This is a genomic window from Streptomyces sp. NPDC054847, assembly GCF_053610925.1.
This window is the reverse complement of sequence record NZ_JBSGZJ010000046.1, coordinates 1-21,894: the sequence shown is the minus strand read 5'-3', so window position 1 is coordinate 21,894 and position 21,894 is coordinate 1. Positions and strand designations below refer to the sequence as shown.

Sequence of the window (21,894 nt, the reverse complement as noted above, 5' to 3'; positions counted from 1 at the left end):
AGCAGCCGGTGCGAACGGCGGGCAAGCACGGCCCGCGGTCAGCCCTCCTGGATCTCGCGGACCTCGCAGGCGACGTTCCACTCCGCGGGGTGGATCTCGAGGAACCGCTTGGCCCACTCGACGGCCTCCGCCTTGTCCTTGCACTGGACGATCGCGTAGCCGCCGACGACCTCCTTGGTCTCGGTGAAGGGCCCGTCGGTGTAGGAGATCCTGCCGCCGGACCAGTTCACGCGGGTGCCGTCGGAGGTGGGCACGAGCCCGGCGGTGTCCAGCATGACGCCCGCCTTCGTCATCTCCTCCAGCAGGGCGCCCATCTTCTTGTCGAAGCCCTCGGGGAACTCGTCCTCGGGGATCTGGTTCTCCTCGATGCGGATCAGCGACATGAAGCGCGGCATGGTGAACTCCTCGGTTCGTGAGTACGGGGCCGTTCCCCGCCTCTCACCCATGCGTCGAACGGGCAGGACGCCGATCGACACACTCGCCGAAGTTTTTCCGAGAAATCTCAGCCGAGCGATTCGAAACGCCAGCGGTGAACCGGGCGGGTGATCAGATCGGCCGCCGGCTCGGGCAGTTCCGGCAGGTCGGCGTCCGTCCCCGGCGCCTCCCACCAGGTGATGACGAGCACCCGGTCCCCGCTCGCCCGCAGCGTCTCCCGGCGCAGCGGCTCGCGTGCGAGCTCCCGGGCGCGGGCCCACTCCAGCAGCTCCGCGCCCCGGCCCTCGACGGCACGGGCCTCCCACATCATCGCCACGACGGTCATGAGTACAGGTTGTCCTTGCTGACCTCGTGCACGTGGTCGTGGTCGTGCCGCTGCCTGCCGGGCACATGCGTCTCCGTCACGGGCAACGACGAGTCGGCGGACAGGTCCAGGTCGGAGGCGGGCCGGTTGCGGGCGACCATCTCCGCGCCCAGGGCGGCGACCATGGCGCCGTTGTCCGTGCACAGCTTCGGCCGCGGGACGCGCAGCCGGATGCCGGCCCGCTCGCAGCGCTCCTCGGCGAGGGCACGCAGCCGCGAGTTGGCGGCGACTCCTCCGCCGATCATCAGATGGTCCACGCCCTGGTCCTTGCAGGCGCGTACGGCCTTCCGCGTCAGTACGTCGACGACCGCCTCCTGGAAGGAGGCCGCCACGTCCCGCACCGGCACCTCCTCGCCGGCGGCGCGCTTGGCCTCGATCCAGCGGGCCACGGCCGTCTTCAGGCCGGAGAAGGAGAAGTCGTACGCCGGGTCCTTGGCGCCGCTCAGGCCGCGCGGGAAGGCGATCGCCGCCGGGTCTCCCTCCTTGGCCAGCCGGTCGATCACCGGACCGCCGGGGAAGCCCAGGTCCAGCACGCGCGCGATCTTGTCGAACGCCTCGCCGGCGGCGTCGTCGATCGTCGCGCCCATGGGCCGTACGTCGGCGGTGATGTCGGGCGCGAGAAGCAGCGACGAGTGGCCGCCGGAGACGAGCAGCGCCATCGTCGGCTCGGGCAGCGGGCCGTGTTCGAGCTGGTCGACGCAGATGTGGGAGGCGAGGTGGTTCACCCCGTACAGCGGCTTGCCGAGGGCGTAGGCGTACGACTTCGCCGCGGAGACGCCGACGAGCAGCGCGCCGGCGAGGCCGGGCCCCGCCGTCACCGCGATGCCGTCGAGGTCGCGGGCGCTGACGCCCGCCTCCTTCAGCGCGCGTTCGACGGTCGGGACCATCGCCTCCAGGTGGGCGCGCGAGGCGATCTCGGGCACGACGCCGCCGAACCGGGCGTGCTCGTCGACGCTGGAGGCGACCGCGTCGGCGAGCAGGGTCGTGCCGCGGACGATGCCGACGCCGGTCTCGTCGCAGGAGGTCTCGATACCGAGTACGAGCGGTTCGTCAGCCATCAGAGGTCTCTGTTCCTTGTACGGTCAGTCGCATGACGAGGGCGTCGATGTTGCCGGGCTGGTAGTAGCCGCGGCGGAATCCGATGGGCTCGAAGCCGAATCGCTCGTACAGCTTCTGGGCCCTGGTGTTGTCCACCCGCACTTCGAGGAGCACCTCGTCGCACTCGAAGGCGGTGGCGTGCTGGAGCAGGTCGGTCAGCAGCCGGGAGCCGAGGCCGGTGCCCCACTGGCCGCGGTCGACGGCGATGGTCTGTACGTCGCCGAGACCGCCGGCGGCCGCGAGGCCCGCGTAGCCGACGATCCGGCCGTCCTCGTCCACGGCCACCACGTAGCGGCGGGTGGCCTGCGGGCCCCGGGAGTGCGCGAGTTCGGACCAGAACATGCCGGGCGACCAGGCGTCCTCGGGGAACAGCTCGTTCTCGAGCTCCAGCACCGGCTCCAGGTCCCACCAGCGCATCTCACGCAATTCAGGAAGGCCGCCGCTCAGTGTCGATGAGGGACGGCTGTCGGTGGGGGCACCTCCCGGGCGAAGCTCTGGGGGAGGGTGGGCGGCGCTCACTTGGGGGTGACCACCTTGTAGTTCTTCGGGACCTGCGCGTCGGGGCGGCGCAGGTACAGCGGCAGGGGCGGCAGGAACTCCTCGCCCGCCCGCAGCTTCTCGGCCGCCAGCGCGGCGAGCGACGCGGCGCTCACGTGCTCGGGGCCGCGGGCGTCCGCGAACGTCTCCGGGTACAGCAGCGCACCCGCGCCGACGGCGGGCAGTCCCGCGACCTGGCCGGCGATGTCGGCGGGGCGGTCGACGGCCGCGTCGGTCGTACGGGTGCGGGCGTTCTCGTACCGCGCCCAGTAGACCTCCTTGCGCCGGGCGTCGGTCGCCACCACGAAGGGGGTGTCGAGACCGGCCGCGTGGGCGAGACCGTCCAGCGTGCAGACCCCGTGCACCGGTACGCCGAGCGCGGAGGCGAACGTCGCGGCGGTGACCAGACCGACCCGCAGTCCCGTGTACGGTCCGGGGCCGACACCGACCACGATGCCGGTGACGGCGTCGAGCTTCACCCCGGCCTCTGCGAGGACCCGGTCAACGGCGGGCAGCAGCAGTTCTCCGTGGCGGCGCGCGTCCACACTGCTGGACTCCGCGAGGACGGAGGAGCCGTCGTGGAGGGCGGCGGTGACGGCGGGCGTGGCGGTATCCATGGCGAGCAAGAGCACGCAAACAGCCTACGGCTCCGGCGAGGGGGCCATGGCGGCACCGTCGAACGGAGCCTCGGTGCTACCGTCACCACGAGCACAGGTATTCGGTAACACACACGCATCCAAGAGGTGGGCAGGGTGGCACGGAGCAGCTCGGGATTCGTGGCCGGGCTCACGGCGGCCGCGCTGGCCGTCGTCGGATTCCTCGCCTATCAGGCGGCGGCGGACGTCCCCGACGATCTCGCCGCGTCGAAGCCGCCGAACGCCGCCCCTTCCGCGACGACTCCCGGCGCCGCCGCGTCCCAGAAGCCGCGGGACCCGCTGGCGGTCCCGGCCGGCTCCGGCACGGGGATGCGCGTCGTGTACGCGCTCGGCGACCGGCGGGTGTGGCTCGTGAACGCGAACGGCAAGGCCGGCCGGACCTTCGAGGTCATGCCCTCCACGATCAGCCCGAAGCCCGGCTCCTACAAGGTCACCTCACGGTCGGGCAATGTGCCCGGCTCCGACGGGGTGCCGGTCGAGCATGTGGTGCGCTTCGCCAACGAGGGTGGCGTGCCCGTCGGTTTCAGCGCGGCGGTCAACGGCTCGATGGCCAGCCCCGACCCGAAGAAGAAGACGGGCGGCGTGCGGATGACGCGTGCCGACGGTGACGCGATGTGGGTCTTCGCGACGATCGGCTCCAAGGTGGTCGTCGTTCCGTAGCCCGCACCGCCGTTACCCGTACGGGTGATCGCGTACGACCCCGTGCGAATCAGGCGGCGTCCCGGTGGGCCCCCGGGCCGTGCGTGCCGGGGCGGTGCGCCTCGCTGTCGCGGGCCGTCTCGCTGTCGCGGGGCGGGGTGGATACGGCGCTGGCCGCGGCGCAGGACGCCAGCAGGTCCCGCATCGACACGGCCGACGGCAGCGGCTTCGCCGGTGTGGGCCTGGACGGCTGCTGACGTGACTGGGCTTCGCGCTCCGATGCCGGCATGGACGCCTCCTGGGCTCCGTGGGCAGGCGAGGTTAGGTAGACCTAACCAGGACTCGGTACCATGTCATCACGCGCGGCGTCGCAGGCGCAACATTTTCCCGACGTCTTGTCGGAACACACGGATTTCCGAGACATCCGGCCCCGGAACCGGGGCCGTCCCTAGGCGGCGGCCACAGCCAGGTCCGTGTCCGCCCAGCGGGCCCCGTACCCGACCAGGGTCACGACACGGCGGTCGTCGTCCGTGTCCCCCACCACCCGGTCGATGATCACATGCAGCCGGTCCTCCGACAGGTCCTCGACCTTGCCGTCGCCCCACTCCACGACCACCACCGACTCGGGCAGCGAGACGTCGAGGTCGAGGTCCTCCATCTCGTCGAGGCCGCCGCCCAGGCGGTACGCGTCGACGTGAACCAGTGCCGGGCCGCCCGTCAGCGACGGGTGGACACGGGCGATGACGAACGTCGGGGACGTGACCGCGCCACGGACGCCGAGGCCCTCCCCGACGCCACGGGTCAGCGTCGTCTTGCCGGCGCCGAGCTCGCCCGTGAGCATCACAAGGTCACCGGGGCGCAGCAGCTTCGCGAGGCTGCGGCCCAGGTTCTGCATCTCCTCGGGAGAGTCGACCGTCAGTCGGGCCCGAGCGGCGGCGGCGGTCTCAGCCGCCGGGCTGTGCGGTGCTTCCATACCGACCAACGGTAGCCGCTGCCGGCACCGCTCCGGCCCGCACCAGAAGGTCCGCGAGGCGGTCCGTGACAGCCTCCGGATGCTCCAGCATCACCAGGTGGCCCGCGTCCGGCACGATGACCAGCTCGGCCGCCGGTTCGCTCTCCCGCAGCAGGTCCGCGATCGCCTCGCTGTGCGTGCTCGGGGTGACCAGGTCCTTGTCACCCGCGAGGACGAGCACCGGAAGTCCTTGGAACACCGCGAGCGCCTCGGCCTTGTCGTGCTCGGCGAAGGCCGGGTAGAACTCGGCGACCACGTCGATGGGCGTCGACTCGATCATCCGCTCCGCGAACCGGGCGACGGCCGGGTCGACGTCCTTCGAGGAGAACGAGTACCGCTTGACCAGCCCGGCGAAGAGGTCCGCGGTGGCCCGGCGGCCCCGCTCGACCAGCTCGGCCTGCGAGCCCAGCGCACGCAGCACGCCCGGCAGGACCCGCCGTACCGCGTTCACCCCGGCCACCGGGAGCCCGTAACTGACCTCGCCCAGCTTCCCGGACGACGTGCCCACGAACGCCGCCGCCACCACGCGTTCCCGCACGAGCTCGGGATCGTGGGCCGCGAGCGCCATCATCGTCATGCCACCCATGGAGTGGCCGACCAGCACCAGCGGTCCCTCGGGGGCCGCCGCGTCGATGACCGCCTTCAGGTCCCGGCCCAGCTGGTCGATCGTCACCGGCAGGCCGCCGGATCCGGCCTGCGCCGAGGCCCGGCCCGACCGGCCGTGGCTGCGCTGGTCCCAGTGGACGGTACGGACCAGACCGCGCAGCGCGGCGCGCTGGAAGTGCCACGAGTCCTGGCTGAGGCAGTAGCCGTGACTGAAGACGACGGTGACGGGAGCCGGCGCCTTGCGCCCGAAGAGCCTGCGGCGGCGCGGCGCGGCGGCCTCGGGGTCGACCTCGTCCACCTCGTAGTAGAGGGCGGTGCCGTCGTCGGCGAGGGCCTGCCCGGGTGTGCCGCGCAGGGCGCCGTACGGACCCGACGCGTCGAGCGCGAGACGTGCCTTCCTGCGCATCCCGCGGCCGACGGTCAGCCGCTCCAGCGCGACGCCTGCCGCGGCACCGGCGGCGACCACGCCTATCGCCGCTCCCGCGAAGCCCGCGCGACGCCAGCTGTCCGAAGCCACGGCTGCCGCCGCGGCTTCGACCGCGGCCTCGGCCGCGTCCCCCGTACCGGTCTCGCTCACCGTGCCGCTCTCCTAGTCGTGGGAGTCGTGGGAGTCGTGGGCGTGTTCCTCTGGGCCTTCGTTCAGATGGACGCGCGGGACCCTGGTCCCGATCCGTGTGACGATCTCGTACGCGATCGTGTCCGCCGCCCGGGCCCAGTCCTCGGCGGTCGGCTCGCCCCGGTCGCCGGGACCGAACAGGACGGCCTCCGTACCCTCCGGAACCGTCGCCCCGCCGAGATCGACGACGAACTGGTCCATCGCGACCCGTCCGGCCACCCGCCGCCACTCGCCCGCGACCAGGACCGGGCCGCGGCCGGAAGCGTGCCGGGGGATGCCGTCCGCGTAGCCCACGGGGATCAGCCCGAGGGTCGTCTCGCCGTCCGTGACGTAGTGGTGGCCGTAGCTGACGCCGTGGCCGGCGGGAACGTGCTTGACCAGCGCGACGGACGCGGCGAGCGTCATCACGGGCCGCAGCCCGAAGTCGGCCGGGGTGCCCAGTTCCGGGGAGGGCGAGATGCCGTACATCGCGATGCCGGTGCGGACGAGGTCGAAGTGCGACTCGGGGACCGTGAGCGTCGCCGGGGAGTTGGCCATGTGCCGGACCTCGGGCTCGATGCCGGCCTTCTCCGCGTGCTCCACCATGTCGCGGAAGACGGCGAGTTGGGCGGCGATCGAGGGATGACCCGGTTCGTCGGCACAGGCGAAGTGGGACCACAGACCGGTGACCTGGACGAGCCCGTCGTCCTCCGCCGTACGGGCGGCGGCGACCAGCTCGGGCCAGTCGGCGGGCTGGCACCCGTTACGGCCCAGACCGGTGTCCGCCTTGAGCTGGACACGGGCGGGGCGGCCGGCCGCCTTCGCCGCCGCGGTGACCTCGTCCAGCGCCCACATGCCGCTCACGGACATGTCGAGGTCGGCCTCGATGCCCTCACGCCAGGGGCCGCCGGGCGTCCACAGCCAGCACATGATCCGGCTCTCGACCCCGGCCGCGCGCAGCGCGAGCGCCTCCTGGGGCGTGGCCGTACCGAGCCAGGTTGCACCCGCCTCGAGCGCCGCGCGGGCGCACGGCAGCATGCCGTGGCCGTACGCGTCGGACTTCACGACGGCCATCAGCGCGGCGCGCGGCGCGCGGGCGCGCAGGGCGCGCACATTGGCGCGCAGGGCCGCGAGGTCGATCTCGGCCCGTGCGCGCAGTGGTGCGGAACGGCTGCTCGGTGCTGTGTGACTCATCGCGCCCAGTGTCTCAGAGCCGTACGGCCGGATCCGTACGGCAGGCGGTCGCGTGCGTCACTCGGGTGCGCCGGCCCGGCCGCGGCGGCTCGCGGGAGCGCGCCGCGCCCCGTCAGGCGGCGCTCACGTCCCGCCATGCGGCCGGGAGCGCCTCGGCCACTTCGAGCGCCGTGATCGGCGTGCCGTGCGCCGCCGCGTGACGGGCCGCCAGACCGTGCAGATAGGCGGCGGCGGAACCCGCGTCGCGCGCGCCGAGACCGGCGGCCAGCAGGGAACCGGCCAGGCCCGAGAGCACGTCGCCGCTGCCGGCCGTCGCCAGCCACGAGGACCCCATCGGGTTGACCCGGACCGGTGAACCTTCCCCGTCGGGCGCGGCGACCAGGGTCGTGGAGCCCTTGAGGAGGACCGTGGCGCCGAACCGTGCGGCCAGTTCCCGCACGGAGCCGAGCCGCGAGGCCTCCACCTCTTCCCGCCCCACACCCAGGAGCGCCGCCGCCTCCCCGGCGTGCGGGGTCAGCAGCGTCGGCGCCGCCCGGTCCCGTACCGCCGCGGTGTCCAGCAGGCGCAGGCCGTCCGCGTCGATGAGCACCGGGACGTCGGACGCCAGCACCTCCTCCACCACGCCGGCGTCGTCGCCGAGCCCCGGGCCGACGACCCAGGCCTGGACCCGGCCCGCCTTCCCGGGGGGACCGGCGTGGACCAGGCACTCCGGGAAACGGGCGATCACCGCGTCGGCGGCCGGGCCGACGTACCGCACGGCCCCCGCACCACCCCGCAGCGCACCGGCGACCGAGAGCACGGCCGCACCCGGATAGCGCGCGGACCCGGCGACGATCCCGACGACTCCGCGACGGTACTTGTCGCTCTCCGCGGCCGGCACCGGCAACATCTGGGCCAGGTCCGCGTGTTGGAGCGCCTCCAGTGCGGGCACGGAGGGCAGGTGCTCCTCGAGCCCGATACCGACGAGCCGTACGGTGCCCGCGTACTCCTTGGCCGGGTCGATGAGCAGGCCCGGCTTGTACGTCCCGAACGTGACGGTCGCGTCCGCGTGGAGCGCCTCGCCCTGCACCCTGCCCGTGTCGGCCTCGACACCGCTGGGCAGATCGACCGCCACGATCACGGCGTCGGAACCGCGGGCCGCGCGCGCCACGGGCACGGCGTCCTGGCGCAGCCCGCCCCGTCCTCCGATGCCGGTGATCCCGTCCAGCACCAGGTCGGCGGAGGCGAGCACCGCGAACGGGTCGTCGGCCACCCGTCCGCCGGCGGCGAGCAGCGCCGCGAGACCGCCCTCGTGGACGCGGCCGCGGGCGAGCGGCACGGCGACGACCCCGGCGCCGCGGCGCGCCAGCCGGGCCCCTGCGTACAGGGCGTCACCGCCGTTGTCGCCGCTGCCCACGAGCAGGACGACCCGGGCCCCGTACACCCGCCCGAGCAGCCCTGCGCAGGCAGCGGCCAGTCCGGCGGCGGCCCGCTGCATGAGCGCCCCCTCCGGTAGCCGGGCCATGAGCTGTGCCTCGGCGTGCCTCACGGTCTCCACGCTGTACGCAGTACGCATGCCCCCGAGTCTGCCGCAGCCCGCGCGGCGGCGCGCGACCACCACGCACAAGTGCTCCGCCTGCGACCGGAGTTACGCCCCGCGGCGCGGAACGCCGGGCCGGAGTCACGTCCCGCCGCGCGGAGCACCCGGCCGGAGTTGCGTCCTACCGCAACGAACACCAGGCCCTGCTTAGGCCCGCCAGGGCCCGGCTCCGGCCGGAGACACGGCCGCCGCGCCGAACACCCACCCGGCCGGGGTTGCGTCCTGCAAGGCAGGCACCCTTGCCGGAGACACGGCCCGCCGCCCGGAACGCCCGGCCCCGGCCCCGGCCCCGGCCGGAGACACGGCCCGCCGCCCGGAACGCCCGGCCCCGGCCCCGGCCCCGGCCCCGGCCGGAGATACGGCCCGCCGGGCCCCGGTCGCGGCCGGATACGGACGCCCGGCCGGCGGCGCCGGCTCAGCCCTCCGCGATCACGACCGCCGAGGCGATTCCCGCGTCGTGGCTGAGCGACACGTGCCAGGAACTCACGCCCAGTTCGGCGGCGCGGGCGGCGACCGTGCCGTGCACACGCAGCAGCGGCCTGCCCGAGTCCTCCACGTACACCTCCGCGTCCGTCCACAGCAGGCCCGCCGGCGCGCCGAGCGCCTTCGCCAGCGCCTCCTTGGCGGCGAACCTCGCCGCGAGGGACGCGTAGCCTCTGCGCTCACCGCTCGGCAGCAGCAACTCCCGTTCCAGGAAGAGCCGCTCGGCCATGCCCGGTGTCCGCTTCATCGACGCGGCGAAGCGTTCCACCTCAGCCACGTCGATCCCCACCCCGATGATCATTCGACGCTCATTCCACCGTCACGGACTTGGCCAGGTTCCTCGGCTGGTCCACCTCGTTGCCACGGGCCGTGGCGAGCTCGCAGGCGAAGACCTGGAGCGGCACCGCGGCGACCATCGGCTGGAGCAGCGTCGGCGTCGCCGGGATCCGCACCAGGTGGTCGGCGTAGGGCACGACCGCGTCGTCGCCCTCCTCCGCGATCACGATCGTACGGGCGCCACGTGCGCGGATCTCCTGGATGTTGGACACGATCTTGTCGTGCAGCACCGAACGCCCGCGCGGCGACGGCACCACGACCACCACGGGCAGGTCCTTCTCGATCAGCGCGATCGGCCCGTGCTTGAGCTCACCCGCGGCGAACCCCTCCGCGTGCATGTACGCCAGCTCCTTGAGCTTCAACGCGCCTTCCAGCGCCACGGGATACCCCACATGGCGTCCCAGGAAGAGCACTGTGTTCTTGCCGGCAAGGGATCGCGCCAGCTCCCGCACCGGCTCCATCGTCTCCAGTACCCGCTCCACCTGTCCGGAGATCTGCGCCAGGTCACGGACGACGGCCCTGATCTCGTCGCCCCACTTGGTGCCGCGCACCTGGCCCAGATAGAGGGCGACCAGGTAGCAGGCCACCAGCTGGGTCAGGAACGCCTTGGTGGAGGCGACCGCCACCTCCGGCCCGGCATGGGTGTAGAGCACGGCGTCCGACTCGCGGGGAATCGTCGACCCGTTGGTGTTGCAGATGGCCAGCACCCTGGCGCCCTGTTCACGGGCGTGCCGCAGCGCCATCAGGGTGTCCATGGTCTCGCCGGACTGCGAGATGGCGATCACCAGCGTCCGCTGGTCCAGGATCGGGTCCCGGTAGCGGAACTCGCTCGCCAGCTCGACCTCGCAGGGGATACGGGTCCAGTGCTCGATGGCGTACTTGGCGATCATCCCGGCGTGGAAGGCGGTACCGCAGGCGACGATGACGACCTTGTCCGCCTCACGCAGCACGGACTGCGGGATGCGCACCTCGTCGAGGGTCAGCGACCCCGACGCGTCGACGCGGCCGAGGAGCGTGTCGGCGACCGCCTTGGGCTGCTCGGCGATCTCCTTGAGCATGAAGTAGTCGTAGCCGCCCTTCTCGGCGGCGGAGGCGTCCCAGTCCACGTGGTAGGCCCGCACCTCGGCGGGCTCCCCGTCGAAACCGGTGATCGTCACGGCGTCCCGGCGGAGCTCGACCACCTGGTCCTGGCCGAGTTCGATCGCCGACCGTGTGTGAGCGATGAACGCGGCCACGTCGGAGGCCAGAAAGGACTCGCCGTCGCCGACTCCCACCACTAGCGGGGAGTTGCGCCGCGCACCGACCACCACGTCCGGCTCGTCGGCGTGCACCGCCACCAGCGTGAACGCGCCCTGGAGCTGCCTGCACACCATGCGCATCGCTTCTGCGAGGTCACCACAGGACGAGAACGACTCCGCGAGCAGATGCGAGACGACCTCGGTGTCGGTCTCCGACTCCAGGTCGTGGCCGCGCTCGGCCAGTTCGGCGCGCAGGGCGGCGAAGTTCTCGATGATGCCGTTGTGCACGACGGCCACACGCCCCGCGTTGTCCAGGTGAGGGTGCGCGTTGGCGTCGGTGGGACCGCCGTGCGTGGCCCAGCGCGTGTGGCCGATGCCGGTAGAACCGCTCGGCAGCGGCCGGTCCGCCAGTTCCTTCTCCAGATTGACGAGCTTGCCCGCCTTCTTCGCCGCCGCGAGCCCCCCGTCGGCGAGTACCGCGACTCCGGCCGAGTCGTAGCCGCGGTACTCGAGCCTCTTCAGCCCGGCGATGACCACATCGAGCGCCGACTGTCCGCCGACGTAACCCACGATTCCGCACATGTCGGCAGCCTACGGTTCCGGACCCGTGCGGGCAGGTCAGGTGGGCGGGCGGGTGGCCGGCCGGGGTGGGTCAGCCGAGCTTGGCCGCCTGGGCGTCGATGACGGCGGTGGGCAGCGGCAGGTCGCCCTCGGGAGCCATCAGGTTGAACGAGGAGAACGACACGAAGGTGCCGCCCTTGCGCACGACGGCCACGTTGAACGGCAGCTTCTCGCCGTCCTGCTCGCCGGTCATCGTCCACGCCACGGCCTCGTCGCCGCCCGAGACCTTGGCCTCGGCCATCTTGACGATCTTCTGCTCCGTGCCGGCCATCGTCAGGGTGAAGCCACCGGCGCAGGCCGTACCCGCGGACTTGACCGCCGCGAAGGCGTCGGCGGCTCCCTCGCCCTCGTAGGACGAGAGCGCGACCAGCGACGTCGTGATGTCGAAGGCGCCTTCGATCGCGCCGTCCTTGCCGGCTTCCTTCACGTCGGGCTCCGCGGTGGCCCTCCGCTTCACCGTCGCGACCGGCGCGCCCATGGGCGTACCGGCGAGTGCCCGGGCCAGCGGCTCGCACTCGGCCTTGTCCGTCTTGACGTCCTTGGCCGCGATGTCGTCCTCCGGACCGGCCTTCACGATCTTGTGCGCCTTGACGTCACCCTCGGCGAGCGCGACCTTGTCCAGTTCGGCCGCGGTCAGAGCCTTGGCCGCGGGCTCCGCGGCAGCGGAGTCCTTGCCCTTGCCGTTGCCCTTATCGTTCGTCCCCCCGTCGGAGCCCTCGCCACCGCAGGCGGCGACCAGGAGAACCAGTGAGGCCGCGGCGGCGGCCAGAGCGGTACGGCGTACAGCGGTGCTTCGCATGTGCGTTGTCCTCGCGTGATCGCAGCGACCCCTCCCGAGGCGACGGCCCACGCCTGTCCCGCCCCGAATCGCTGCTGTTGAGCCGTACGATAACGCGCCCTGCCGACACCGCTGTCCGGCCACCCCCGGCTCACACCTTCGCCCTGTACGCCCGCATGGCCAGCGGATAGAAGACCACGGTGATACCGGCCGCCCACACCAGCGACCACAGCACCGGCTCGGCGACCGGACCGCCGAGCAGCAGCCCGCGGAACGCGTCCGACAGATGCGTCACCGGATTGATGTCGCTGAAGGCCTGAAGCCAGCCCGGCATCGTTTCGACCAGCACGAAGGCACTGCTGGTGAAGGTGATGGGGAAGATCAGCGTGAAGCCGAACGCCTGCACCTTCTCCGCGTCGCCCGCGAGCATCCCGATGAGCACGGCGGTCCACGACACGGCCGCCGCGAACACCACCAGCAGCAGCGCGCCGAGCAGGAACCCGCCGAGTCCGCCGGTCACGCGGAAGCCGAGGAGCAGCCCGAGACCGATCATCAGCAGCATCGCCCACACGTGCTTCGTGAGGTCCGCGGTGATACGGCCGACGAGCGGGGCGGAGCGCGCTATGGGCAGGCTGCGCAGCCGGTCGAAGACACCTTTGGTGAGGTCGGTGTTCAACGCCATGGCCGTGTATATGGTCATGAACAGGGTGTTCTGCACGATGATCCCTGGGAGCGCGTACTTCAGATACGCCTCCGGGGAGCCGGCCATCTGCCCGCCCAGCACATAGGTGAACAGGAAGACGAACATGATCGGCGTGATGCTGTAGTCGACCAGTTCGAGCGGATTGTGCTTGACCGCCACAAGACTGCGCCAGGCCATCGTGAACGTCTGCCTGATCCCGTCGAGCGGTTTCACCCGTCCCGACGACCGGCCCGGCGCCAGCGGCATCGTCGTCGCGCTCATGTCGAACTCACCGCCTTCTCCCGCTCGTTCTCGTCGGCAGGCCGGCCGGCCTCTTCCGCCTCGCGGGCGGACTCGTCCGGCCTGCCGGAGTCGGGCGCCGGCTCCGCCCGGTGCCCGGTCAGCGCCAGGAAGACCTCGTCCAGGGACGAGCGCCGCAGGGTCAGCTCGCCCACCGCTATCCCCTCGCGGTCCAGCCTGCGCACCACAGCCGGCATAAGCTCCGCGTCGTTGACCGGCACGGTGACCGACTCGCCCTCCGTCTGGGTCTGCGAACCGGCCGTCTCCGCCACCAGCGCGCGGGTGCGCGCCAGGTCCTCCGGGGCCACCGGCCTCACCTGGAGCACCTGGCCGCCCACTTCGGACTTCAGCGTGTCCGGCGTGCCCTCGGCGATGACCCGGCCCTTGTCGACGACGACGATGTCGTCGGCGAGCCGGTCCGCCTCGTTCAGGTACTGGGTGGTCAGGAGCGCGGTCGCGCCGTCGGCCACCAGGGCCCGCAGCATGTCCCACAGCTCCCCGCGACTGTGCGGATCGAGGCCGGTCGTCGGCTCGTCCAGGAACAGGATGCTCGGCCGGCCGACCAGGCTCGCCGCGAGGTCCAGCCTGCGCCGCATGCCGCCGGAGAACGTCTTCACGGCGCGTCCCGCCGCGTCGCTGAGCTGGAACCGGTCCAGCAGTTCACCGGCCCGTGCCTTGGAATCACGTCTCGGCAGGCCGAGCAGACGGCCGATGAGCAGCAGGTTCTCCGTGCCGGTGAGATTTTCGTCCACCGCCGCGTACTGCCCGGTGAGGCCTATGAGGGAACGCACTTCGCCGGCCTCGCGGACGACATCGTGTCCGGCCACCGTGGCCCGGCCGCCGTCGGGGGTCAGCAGTGTGGCGAAGATCCGTACGGCAGTCGTCTTCCCCGCCCCGTTCGGCCCCAGCAGGCCCAGCACCGAGCCGGTGCGGGCCGCCAGGTCGACGCCTGCCAGCGCCTCGGTGTCCTTGAAGCGCTTGACCAGTCCTTCCGCCTGGATCGCATAGGTCATGAGACAACCTCCGGGTCCGCGGACGTCGCGGGTCGGCGCCCACCTCAGCCATAACTGTGACGCACGCCACTGACATTCCGTCGCGGAGACCCGGCGCGGAGCCGCGGCAGCTCCGCTCCGCGTGACCGAGCACACCACCCATAACCGAGTCGCACGCACGACAATGTCCCTGTGATCACTTCGCCGCCACGAAGCGCCCACCGCCGGGCCGAGCACGCGTCGACTCCGTACGTCGACCTCACCCGCGCGGAGTGGAGCGCCCTGCGCGAGAGAACCCCGCTGCCCCTCAGCGCCGAGGAGGTCGAGCAGCTCCGTGGGCTCGGCGACGTCATCGACCTCGACGAGGTGCGGGACGTCTACCTCCCGCTGTCCCGACTCCTGAACCTCTACGTCCAGGCCAGCGCCGGCCTCCGCGGCGCTCTCAACACGTTCCTCGGCGACGCGGGGGGCGGCCACGGCGAACAGCGCGGCACGCCCTTCGTCATAGGAGTCGCCGGTTCCGTGGCCGTCGGCAAGTCGACGGTCGCCCGGCTCCTCCAGGCCCTGCTCGCGCGCTGGCCCGAGCATCCGCGGGTCGAGCTGGTGACCACCGACGGGTTCCTGCTTCCGATGAAGGAGCTCAAGGCCCGTGGGCTGATGTCCCGCAAGGGCTTCCCCGAGTCTTACGACCGCCGGGCGCTGACCCGTTTCGTCGCCGACATCAAGGCCGGCAAGGACGAGGTCACGGCGCCGGTCTACTCCCACCTCATCTACGACATCGTCCCGGACGAGCGGCTGACCGTGCGCCGCCCGGACATCCTGATCGTCGAAGGGCTGAACGTCCTCCAGCCGGCACTGCCCGGCAAGGACGGACGGACCCGGGTCGGCCTCGCCGACTACTTCGACTTCAGCGTGTACGTCGACGCACGACCCGAGGACATCGAGACCTGGTACCTCAACCGTTTCCGCAAGCTGCGGGAGACGGCGTTCCAGAATCCTTTCTCCTACTTCAGGAAGTACACGCAGGTCTCCGAGGAGGAGGCGCTCGACTACGCCCGCACCATGTGGCGGACCATCAACAAGCCCAATCTGCTGGAGAACGTGGCTCCCACCCGCGGCCGCGCCACACTGGTGCTGCGCAAGGGCCCGGACCACAAGGTGCAGCGGCTGTCACTGCGCAAGCTCTAGGAGACACCCGCGTGCTGCATCTGCGTCTGATCACACCGGCCGACCGCACGGCGGAGGTGCTCGCCCTGCTCGAGAAGACCGTGGGCACGGCACATCTCGCCGTCGTCCCCGGCGCCGCCCGTGACCCGCAGGGCGACCTGGTGATGTGCGACGTGGCCCGGGAGGCGGGTGACGAGTTGCTCGCCGGACTGCGCGACCTCGGCATCGACGAATGCGGCTCGGTCGCCGTGGAGAACATCGACCTCTCGCTGTCGCACCGCGCGGATCGGGCCGAGATGGCCGCGCCCGGCGAGGGCGCGGACGCGGTTCTGTGGGAACATCTGGCGGACGCCACGCACGAGGAGTCCACGCTCAGCGTCACCTACATCGCGTTCCTCACGCTGGCCACGATGATCGCCGCCTGCGGTGTGGTGCTGGACAACGCGATCCTGATCGTGGGAGCGATGGCGGTCGGTCCCGAGTTCGGCCCGCTGGCCGGTTTCTGCACGGCCGTGGTCCGTCGCGCCCCGCGGCTGGCGATGCGGTCGTTCGTGGCACTGATCGCCGGGTTCGCCGCGGCGATGCTGGTGACCGTGGGCTTCAGCCACTTCATGGACGCCGTGAACCTCTTCGAGCTGTCGAAGCTGAAGGCGGAACGCCCCAACACCAGCTTCATCTACAACCCGGACTGGTTCTCCTTCGTCGTCGCCCTGCTGGCCGGGGCCGCGGGGATGCTGTCGCTCACCTCGTCGAAGTCGGGCGCCCTCGTCGGCGTCGCCATCTCCGTGACGACGGTGCCCGCAGCGGCGAACGCGGCAGTCGCCTTCAGCTACAGCTACTACGGGCAGGCCTGGGGCTCGACCGAGCAGCTGCTGCTGAACCTGCTGGGCATCGTGCTGGCCGGGACGCTGACCCTGCTGGCGCAGAAGTTCTTCTGGGCCAGGAAGCGCCGCCGCGCCGCAGCCGTGGCGACCGGATGACGCCGACGCGGACCGGGTGACACCGGCGCGGACACACGGACGCCCGGTCCGGGACACAGGTCCCTGACCGGGCGTACGCACTCCTGCGGCGCGGCTCAGCCGAGCGCGGACTTCACCACGTCGGCCAGCCGGCCGGCGACGCACCGGGCCTGCTCGATGTCGGCGGCCTCGACCATGACCCGCACGAGCGGCTCCGTGCCGGAGGGACGCAGCAGCACCCGGCCGGTGGAGCCGAGCTCGCGCTCGGCCTCGGTGACCGCGTGCGACAGTTCGGCGGAGGTCTGCACCCGGGACTTGTCCACGTCGGGCACGTTCACGAGGACCTGCGGCAGGCGCTCCATCACCCCGGCCAGGTCGGCCAGCGTCCGGCCGGTCGCCGTGACCCGTGCCGCGAGCATCAGACCCGTCAGCGTGCCGTCGCCGGTCGTGGCGTGGTCGAGCACGATCACGTGGCCGGACTGCTCGCCGCCGAGGCCGAAGCCGTGCGCCTTCATCGCCTCCAGGACGTAGCGGTCGCCGACCGCCGTCTGCACCAGCTCGACGCCCTCGCGCTCCATCGCCAGCTTGAAGCCCAGGTTGGACATCACGGTGGCGACCACGGTGTTGCCGCGCAGCGTTCCCGCCTCGCGCATGGCGAGCGCCAGCACGGCGAGGATCTGGTCCCCGTCGATCTCGTTGCCCTGCGCGTCCACCGCGAGGCACCGGTCGGCGTCGCCGTCGTGCGCGATGCCGAGGTCGGCGCCGTGCTCGACGACGGCGGCCTTCAGCAGCTCCAGGTGCGTGGATCCGCAGCCGTCGTTGATGTTGAGGCCGTCGGGCTCCGCGCCGATCGTGACGACCTCCGCGCCTGCCCTCGCGAAAGCCTCGGGCGAGACACGGGAGGCGGCGCCGTGCGCCTCGTCGAGGACGACCTTGAGTCCGTCGAGGCGGTTGGGCAGCACGGCGATGAGGTGGGCGACGTACTTGTCGAAGCCCTCGTCGTAGTCCGTCACCCGGCCGACGCCCGAGCCCGTCGGCCGGTCCCACGGCTCACCGGTGCGGTGCTGCTCGTAGACCTGCTCGATACGGTCCTCGAGCTCGTCCGCGAGCTTGTGGCCGCCGCGTGCGAAGAACTTGATGCCGTTGTCCGGCATGGCGTTGTGGCTCGCGGAGAGCATCACGCCGAGGTCGGCGCCGAGGGCGCCGGTGAGGTACGCCACGGCCGGGGTCGGCAGCACGCCGACGCGCAGCACGTCGACGCCCGCGCTCGCCAGGCCGGCCACGACGGCGGCCTCCAGGAACTCTCCGGATGCGCGGGGGTCACGGCCGACCACCGCGGTCGGGCGATGGCCCGCGAACGTGCCCGCTTCTGCGAGCACATGTGCCGCCGCGACCGACAGGCCGAGCGCGAGCTCCGCCGTCAGATCCGCGTTGGCGACGCCGCGTACACCGTCCGTACCGAAGAGTCGTCCCACTGTTGTTCCTCCGAGAATGCTGAATGCTCGAACCGTTGTTCGCCCGAGGCAGTCGATAGACGAACGCCCCGGCAGCACGGAGTGCCGCCGGGGCGAACGAAAAGCCGTACAGGATGTCTGCAGGCCAGCGTGCGATTTAGCGCTTGCTGTACTGCGGGGCCTTACGGGCCTTCTTGAGACCGGCCTTCTTGCGCTCGACCGCACGGTCGTCGCGGGAGAGGAAGCCGGCCTTCTTGAGGGCGCCGCGGTTGTTGTCCACGTCGGCCTCGTTCAGCGCGCGGGCCACACCGAGGCGCAGGGCGCCGGCCTGGCCGGACACGCCGCCACCCGAGATACGGGCGATGACGTCGTAGCGGTTGTCGAGCTCGAGCACCTTGAAGGGCTCGTTGACTTCCTGCTGGTGCACCTTGTTCGGGAAGTAGTCCTCGAGGGTGCGACCGTTGATCTTCCACTTGCCGGTGCCCGGAACGATCCGGACGCGGGCAATGGCGTTCTTGCGACGGCCCAGGCCGGCGGCCGGCTGCGGCTCGCCGAAGCGGGACGTCATGGACTCGGTGGTGTACTCACCCTCGACGGGGGCGTCCGACTCGAAGGTGGTGACCTCCGCGTAGGTCTCTTCGCCCTCGACAGGGGTCTCAACAGTGGTCTCGGCCACGATTCTCCTCAGATTTCTTTTCGTCTTAGGGGGTGGCCGGAACTACTGCGCGACCTGGGTGATCTCGAACGGGACCGGCTGCTGAGCAGCGTGCGGGTGCTGGTCGCCCGCGTAGATCTTCAGCTTCGAGAGCATCTGACGGCCCAGGGTGTTCTTGGGGATCATGCCCTTGATGGCCTTCTCCACAGCCTTCTCCGGGCTCTTGGCAAGAAGCTCGTCGTAGCGGACGGAACGCAGACCACCCGGGTAACCGGAGTGGCGGTACGCCATCTTCTGAGTCTTCTTGTTGCCGGAGAGGTGGACCTTCTCGGCGTTGATGATGATGACGAAGTCGCCCATGTCCATGTGCGGGGCATAGGTCGGCTTGTGCTTGCCCCGGAGGAGGTTCGCTGCCGTAGTCGCCAGACGGCCCAGGACGATGTCCTGCGCGTCGATGATGTGCCACTGGCGCGTGACATCGCCGGGCTTGGGGCTGTACGTACGCACGGTCGTAGCCTTCGCTTCTTCAGTGAGTGTGGTCCTGACAAGGCCACCCGGACGATCACGACAGCCCTGGCGGCACGCGGGGACGCAACCCGAATGCCTGCCGCTGGTCATCGGCCCGGTGGACCGGCGTAAGGGCCCCTCACGTGAGATAGAGCAAGCCAATACGCATAACGAACCAGCAGAATACCTGTCTGCCCCCTGGCGGGTCAAAACGGGTCCCCGGCCCCCCGGCGCAGGGGCACCGGAACCCTTGCCCGGCGGGCTATCGCACCCGCTCCACCCGCCGCTCGTCCCACACCGGCTCCGGTGTCTCGCGGACGACCCCGTCCGAGCCGAAGACCAGGTACCGGTCGAAGGAGCGCGCGAACCAGCGGTCGTGCGTCACGGCCAGCACCGTGCCGTCGTAGGCCTCCAGTCCCTCCTGAAGCGCCTCCGCCGACTCCAGGTCCAGGTTGTCCGTCGGCTCGTCGAGCAGCAGGGCCGTGGTCCCCGCCAGCTCCAGCAGGAGGATCTGGAAGCGCGCCTGCTGCCCGCCCGAGAGCTTCTCGAAGGGCTGGTCGCCCTGGCGCTCCAGTTCGTAGCGCCGCAGGACCGACATCGCCCCGCCCCGGTCCTTGGCGTGCTCCGTCCACAGGATGTCGACGAGCGTGCGGCCCAGCAGCTCGGGGTGGGCGTGGGTCTGGGCGAAGTGCCCGGGGACGACCCGTGCACCCAGTTTCCACTCCCCCGTGTGGGCCACGGAGGCGTCGCCCGCCAGCAGCCGCAGGAAGTGGGACTTGCCCGATCCGTTGGAACCGAGGACCGCCACCCGCTCCCCGTAGAAGACCTCCAGCGAGAAGGGTTTCATCAGACCGGACAGTTCCAGCCCCTTGCAGGTGAGCGCGCGCACACCGGTGCGTCCGCCCCGCAGCCGCATCCTGATGTCCTGCTCCCTCGGCGGCTCCGGCGGCGGGCCGGCCTCCTCGAACTTCTTGAAGCGGGTCTGCATCGCCCGGTACCGCGAAGCCATGTCCGGGCTGTTCGCCGCCTGCTGCCGCAGCCGCAGCACCAGCGCTTTCAGCCGGGCGTGCTCCTCGTCCCAGCGCCGCTTCAGCTCCTCGAAGCGCGCGAAGCGCTCCCGCCGCGCCTCGTGGAACGTGGCGAAGCCACCGCCGTGGATCCACACGTCCGACCCGGCCGGCCCCGGCTCCACCGCCACGATCCGCTCCGCGGCCCTGGCCAGCAGCTCCCGGTCGTGGGAGACGAACAGAACGGTCTTACGGGTCTCCTTCAGCCGGTCCTCGAGCCAGCGCTTGCCGGGCACGTCCAGATAGTTGTCCGGCTCGTCGAGCAGCAGCACCTCGTCGGGGCCGCGCAGCAGCGCCTCCAGCACGAGCCGCTTCTGCTCGCCCCCGGACAACGTCCGCACCTGACGCCACTGCGCCTTCTCGTACGGCATCCCGAGCGCCGCCGTGGTGCACATGTCCCAGACGGTCTCCGCCTCGTACCCGCGCGCCTCCGCCCAGTCGCTCAGCGCCTGCGCGTACCGCATCTGCGCGGCCTCGTCGTCGACCGTCATGATCGCGTGCTCCGCGGAGTCCACCGCGGCCGCCGCCTCCCTGATCCGCGGCTGCGCCACGGACACCAGGAGATCGCGGACGGTGCGCTCGTCGCGCACCGAGCCGACGAACTGCCGCATCACGCCGAGTCCGCCGCTGACGCTCACCGAACCGCCGTGCGGCTGGATCTCCCCCGCGATCAGCCGCAGCAGCGTGGTCTTGCCGGCGCCGTTGGCCCCCACCAGCGCCGCCACCGCGCCCTCGCCGACCCGGAACGAGGCGTCGGCGAGGAGCGGACGCCCGTCCGGCAGGTAGTACTCGAGATGCGCGGCCTCTACATGTCCCATGGGGCCGATTCTGACTGCCGGGACCGGCCCCGCCCAACAGGTTTAGGATGCGCGGCATGAGCTTCGGGCAGGGGGGACCACAGTGGGGGTCCGGCGGACAGGACCAGAACCCGTACAACCAGGGCCAGTTCGGACAGAACCAGTACGGCCAGGGACCGGGCCAGTACGGTCGGGACCAGTACGGGCAGGACTCCTTCGATCCGCTCGGCGGCCGATCGGGCAGTGACGGCACCCCCGACTGGGCCGCGCTCGCCGACGCCTCGGCCGCCCGTGCCCGCCGCAGGCGCTGGCTCATGGTCGGCGGCGGGGCACTGGCGACCGCGCTCATAGCCGGCGCCGTCGCCACCGCGATCGTCTCCTCCAACAAGGACGGCGACGGCACCGCCTCCGACAAGAGCAGCAGCCAACTTCCCGCCCCGCCGGACCTGCCGCAGAACACCACCGCGCCGGAGCCGTCCTTCTCCTCCGTGGCGCCGCTGCCGCCGCCGAACCCGAAGGACTTCATCTCCGAGCGCAAGAAGGACACCCTCCCGCTCAGCGCCGAGACGCTGTTCCCCGGCAAGAAGCTGACGATGGGCGACCGCGTCTACGACAAGGGCGCGCTGGCGCGCACCGGCAACTGCGCCTCCGCCGTCAAGGGCGCCCTGGCGACCGCCCTCGAAAGCAACGGCTGCGAGCAGGTCTTCCGCGCCACCTACAGCAAGGACGGCATCGCGGTCACGATCGCCGTCGCCACCTTCGAGAACGAGGCCAAGGCGAAGAAGGCCCTCCAGCAGGCGTCGGGCAGCGTCGTGCCGCTGCCGGGCGCGGGCGTGCCGGCGTTCTGCAAGGGCGGCCCGGTGTGCCGCTCCACCTTCAACGCCTACGGCCGCTACGCCTACTTCACGACCACCGGCTACACCCAGGCCAAGTCCGTCACCAAGCAGGACACCAAGGCCTTCCAGACCGGCGACGACCTGGGCGAGTTCACGTTCCGCCAGATCGTCCGCCGCGGCGAGGCACAGGCCTCCGCGGCGGCCTCCGCCCCGGCCGGATAGCCCTGTCGGCGGGCGGCGCGCCACAGGCCGCGCTGACGGCACCCCGCCCCGCCTGACCGGTACGCAGAAGGGGGCGGGCGCCACC

At 71.6% G+C, this 21,894-nt stretch carries 23 protein-coding genes; 4 read left to right on the top strand and 19 right to left on the bottom strand.

The window, feature by feature from the left end; all coding sequences use genetic code 11:
- Positions 1-38: 38 nt before the first annotated feature.
- The 5 genes from ACWGH4_RS08285 to tsaB all read right to left on the bottom strand — a co-directional run bounded on the left by ACWGH4_RS08285 (position 39) and on the right by tsaB (position 3,066).
- Positions 39-395: a YciI family protein gene (locus ACWGH4_RS08285; RefSeq protein ID WP_453457292.1), complete on the bottom strand. Its 357-nt coding sequence runs from the start codon at positions 393-395 to the stop codon at positions 39-41.
- A 107-nt stretch (positions 396-502) separates the two neighbouring features.
- Positions 503-760: a hypothetical protein gene (locus tag ACWGH4_RS08280; RefSeq protein WP_453457289.1), complete on the bottom strand. Its 258-nt coding sequence runs from the start codon at positions 758-760 to the stop codon at positions 503-505.
- Positions 757-1,857, bottom strand: a complete 1,101-nt coding sequence (gene tsaD, locus ACWGH4_RS08275; RefSeq protein ID WP_453457286.1) for a tRNA (adenosine(37)-N6)-threonylcarbamoyltransferase complex transferase subunit TsaD — start codon at positions 1,855-1,857, stop codon at positions 757-759. Before tsaD ends, ACWGH4_RS08280 begins: the two co-directional genes overlap by 4 nt.
- A complete protein-coding gene (rimI, locus tag ACWGH4_RS08270) occupies positions 1,850-2,314 on the bottom strand; it encodes a ribosomal protein S18-alanine N-acetyltransferase (protein WP_441265771.1) in 465 nt (154 codons plus the stop codon). The genes tsaD and rimI overlap by 8 nt, the downstream gene beginning before the upstream one ends.
- Before the next feature lie 98 nt (positions 2,315-2,412).
- The gene (gene tsaB, locus ACWGH4_RS08265; protein ID WP_453457284.1) at positions 2,413-3,066 is read right to left on the bottom strand and encodes a tRNA (adenosine(37)-N6)-threonylcarbamoyltransferase complex dimerization subunit type 1 TsaB; all 654 of its coding nucleotides are present in this window, start codon (positions 3,064-3,066) and stop codon (positions 2,413-2,415) included.
- 144 nt (positions 3,067-3,210) lie between these two features.
- On the opposite strand from tsaB, the gene ACWGH4_RS08260 reads away from it, so the two are divergent.
- Positions 3,211-3,750, top strand: coding sequence for a hypothetical protein (locus ACWGH4_RS08260; RefSeq protein ID WP_453457312.1), 540 nt, complete (start codon positions 3,211-3,213; stop codon positions 3,748-3,750).
- Positions 3,751-3,799: 49 nt separating this feature from the next.
- Here the strand turns inward: ACWGH4_RS08260 and ACWGH4_RS08255 are convergent, their stop codons facing one another.
- The 10 genes from ACWGH4_RS08255 to ACWGH4_RS08210 all read right to left on the bottom strand — a co-directional run bounded on the left by ACWGH4_RS08255 (position 3,800) and on the right by ACWGH4_RS08210 (position 14,166).
- Positions 3,800-4,018 (bottom strand): hypothetical protein, encoded by a 219-nt coding sequence (locus tag ACWGH4_RS08255; protein ID WP_453457281.1) that lies wholly within the window; start codon positions 4,016-4,018, stop codon positions 3,800-3,802.
- A gap of 159 nt (positions 4,019-4,177) precedes the next feature.
- Positions 4,178-4,702, bottom strand: a complete 525-nt coding sequence (gene tsaE / locus ACWGH4_RS08250; protein ID WP_441265768.1) for a tRNA (adenosine(37)-N6)-threonylcarbamoyltransferase complex ATPase subunit type 1 TsaE — start codon at positions 4,700-4,702, stop codon at positions 4,178-4,180.
- A complete protein-coding gene (locus tag ACWGH4_RS08245; protein ID WP_453457277.1) occupies positions 4,674-5,924 on the bottom strand; it encodes an alpha/beta fold hydrolase in 1,251 nt (416 codons plus the stop codon). The genes tsaE and ACWGH4_RS08245 overlap by 29 nt, the downstream gene beginning before the upstream one ends.
- A 12-nt stretch (positions 5,925-5,936) precedes the next feature.
- Positions 5,937-7,136: an alanine racemase gene (alr, locus tag ACWGH4_RS08240; RefSeq protein WP_453457274.1), complete on the bottom strand. Its 1,200-nt coding sequence runs from the start codon at positions 7,134-7,136 to the stop codon at positions 5,937-5,939.
- 112 nt (positions 7,137-7,248) lie between these two features.
- A complete protein-coding gene (locus ACWGH4_RS08235; protein ID WP_453457271.1) occupies positions 7,249-8,691 on the bottom strand; it encodes an NAD(P)H-hydrate dehydratase in 1,443 nt (480 codons plus the stop codon).
- 439 nt (positions 8,692-9,130) lie between these two features.
- Positions 9,131-9,499, bottom strand: coding sequence for a holo-ACP synthase (locus ACWGH4_RS08230; protein WP_453457268.1), 369 nt, complete (start codon positions 9,497-9,499; stop codon positions 9,131-9,133).
- 7 nt (positions 9,500-9,506) lie between these two features.
- Entirely contained in the window at positions 9,507-11,354 is a 1,848-nt protein-coding gene (gene glmS, locus ACWGH4_RS08225) for a glutamine--fructose-6-phosphate transaminase (isomerizing) (protein WP_453457265.1), read from the bottom strand.
- Between the two features lie 70 nt (positions 11,355-11,424).
- A complete protein-coding gene (locus ACWGH4_RS08220) occupies positions 11,425-12,192 on the bottom strand; it encodes a hypothetical protein (protein WP_453457262.1) in 768 nt (255 codons plus the stop codon).
- A gap of 130 nt (positions 12,193-12,322) precedes the next feature.
- Positions 12,323-13,135 (bottom strand): ABC transporter permease, encoded by an 813-nt coding sequence (locus tag ACWGH4_RS08215; protein ID WP_453457259.1) that lies wholly within the window; start codon positions 13,133-13,135, stop codon positions 12,323-12,325.
- On the bottom strand, positions 13,132-14,166 hold the full coding sequence (locus tag ACWGH4_RS08210; protein ID WP_453457256.1) for an ATP-binding cassette domain-containing protein: 1,035 nt from the start codon (positions 14,164-14,166) through the stop codon (positions 13,132-13,134). The genes ACWGH4_RS08215 and ACWGH4_RS08210 overlap by 4 nt, the downstream gene beginning before the upstream one ends.
- A 171-nt stretch (positions 14,167-14,337) precedes the next feature.
- On the opposite strand from ACWGH4_RS08210, the gene coaA reads away from it, so the two are divergent.
- Together coaA and ACWGH4_RS08200 are read left to right on the top strand one after the other, a co-directional pair.
- Positions 14,338-15,333: a type I pantothenate kinase gene (gene coaA / locus ACWGH4_RS08205; RefSeq protein ID WP_005313463.1), complete on the top strand. Its 996-nt coding sequence runs from the start codon at positions 14,338-14,340 to the stop codon at positions 15,331-15,333.
- Positions 15,334-15,344: 11 nt separating this feature from the next.
- Complete coding sequence (locus ACWGH4_RS08200) at positions 15,345-16,292, top strand: DUF389 domain-containing protein (RefSeq protein WP_453457252.1); 948 nt, start codon at positions 15,345-15,347, stop codon at positions 16,290-16,292.
- A 95-nt stretch (positions 16,293-16,387) separates the two neighbouring features.
- On the opposite strand, the gene glmM is transcribed toward ACWGH4_RS08200, so the two are convergent.
- From glmM to ACWGH4_RS08180, 4 genes are all read right to left on the bottom strand, one after another.
- The gene (glmM, locus tag ACWGH4_RS08195) at positions 16,388-17,746 is read right to left on the bottom strand and encodes a phosphoglucosamine mutase (protein ID WP_441265759.1); all 1,359 of its coding nucleotides are present in this window, start codon (positions 17,744-17,746) and stop codon (positions 16,388-16,390) included.
- 136 nt (positions 17,747-17,882) lie between these two features.
- Positions 17,883-18,401: a 30S ribosomal protein S9 gene (rpsI, locus tag ACWGH4_RS08190; protein ID WP_453457248.1), complete on the bottom strand. Its 519-nt coding sequence runs from the start codon at positions 18,399-18,401 to the stop codon at positions 17,883-17,885.
- A 42-nt stretch (positions 18,402-18,443) separates the two neighbouring features.
- Positions 18,444-18,887, bottom strand: a complete 444-nt coding sequence (gene rplM, locus ACWGH4_RS08185; protein ID WP_005313471.1) for a 50S ribosomal protein L13 — start codon at positions 18,885-18,887, stop codon at positions 18,444-18,446.
- A 262-nt stretch (positions 18,888-19,149) separates the two neighbouring features.
- On the bottom strand, positions 19,150-20,772 hold the full coding sequence (locus ACWGH4_RS08180) for an ABC-F family ATP-binding cassette domain-containing protein (protein ID WP_159688541.1): 1,623 nt from the start codon (positions 20,770-20,772) through the stop codon (positions 19,150-19,152).
- Positions 20,773-20,828: 56 nt separating this feature from the next.
- Here ACWGH4_RS08180 and ACWGH4_RS08175 point away from each other — a divergent pair, with 56 nt between their 5' ends.
- On the top strand, positions 20,829-21,809 hold the full coding sequence (locus ACWGH4_RS08175; RefSeq protein ID WP_453457244.1) for a hypothetical protein: 981 nt from the start codon (positions 20,829-20,831) through the stop codon (positions 21,807-21,809).
- Positions 21,810-21,894 lie beyond the last annotated feature (85 nt).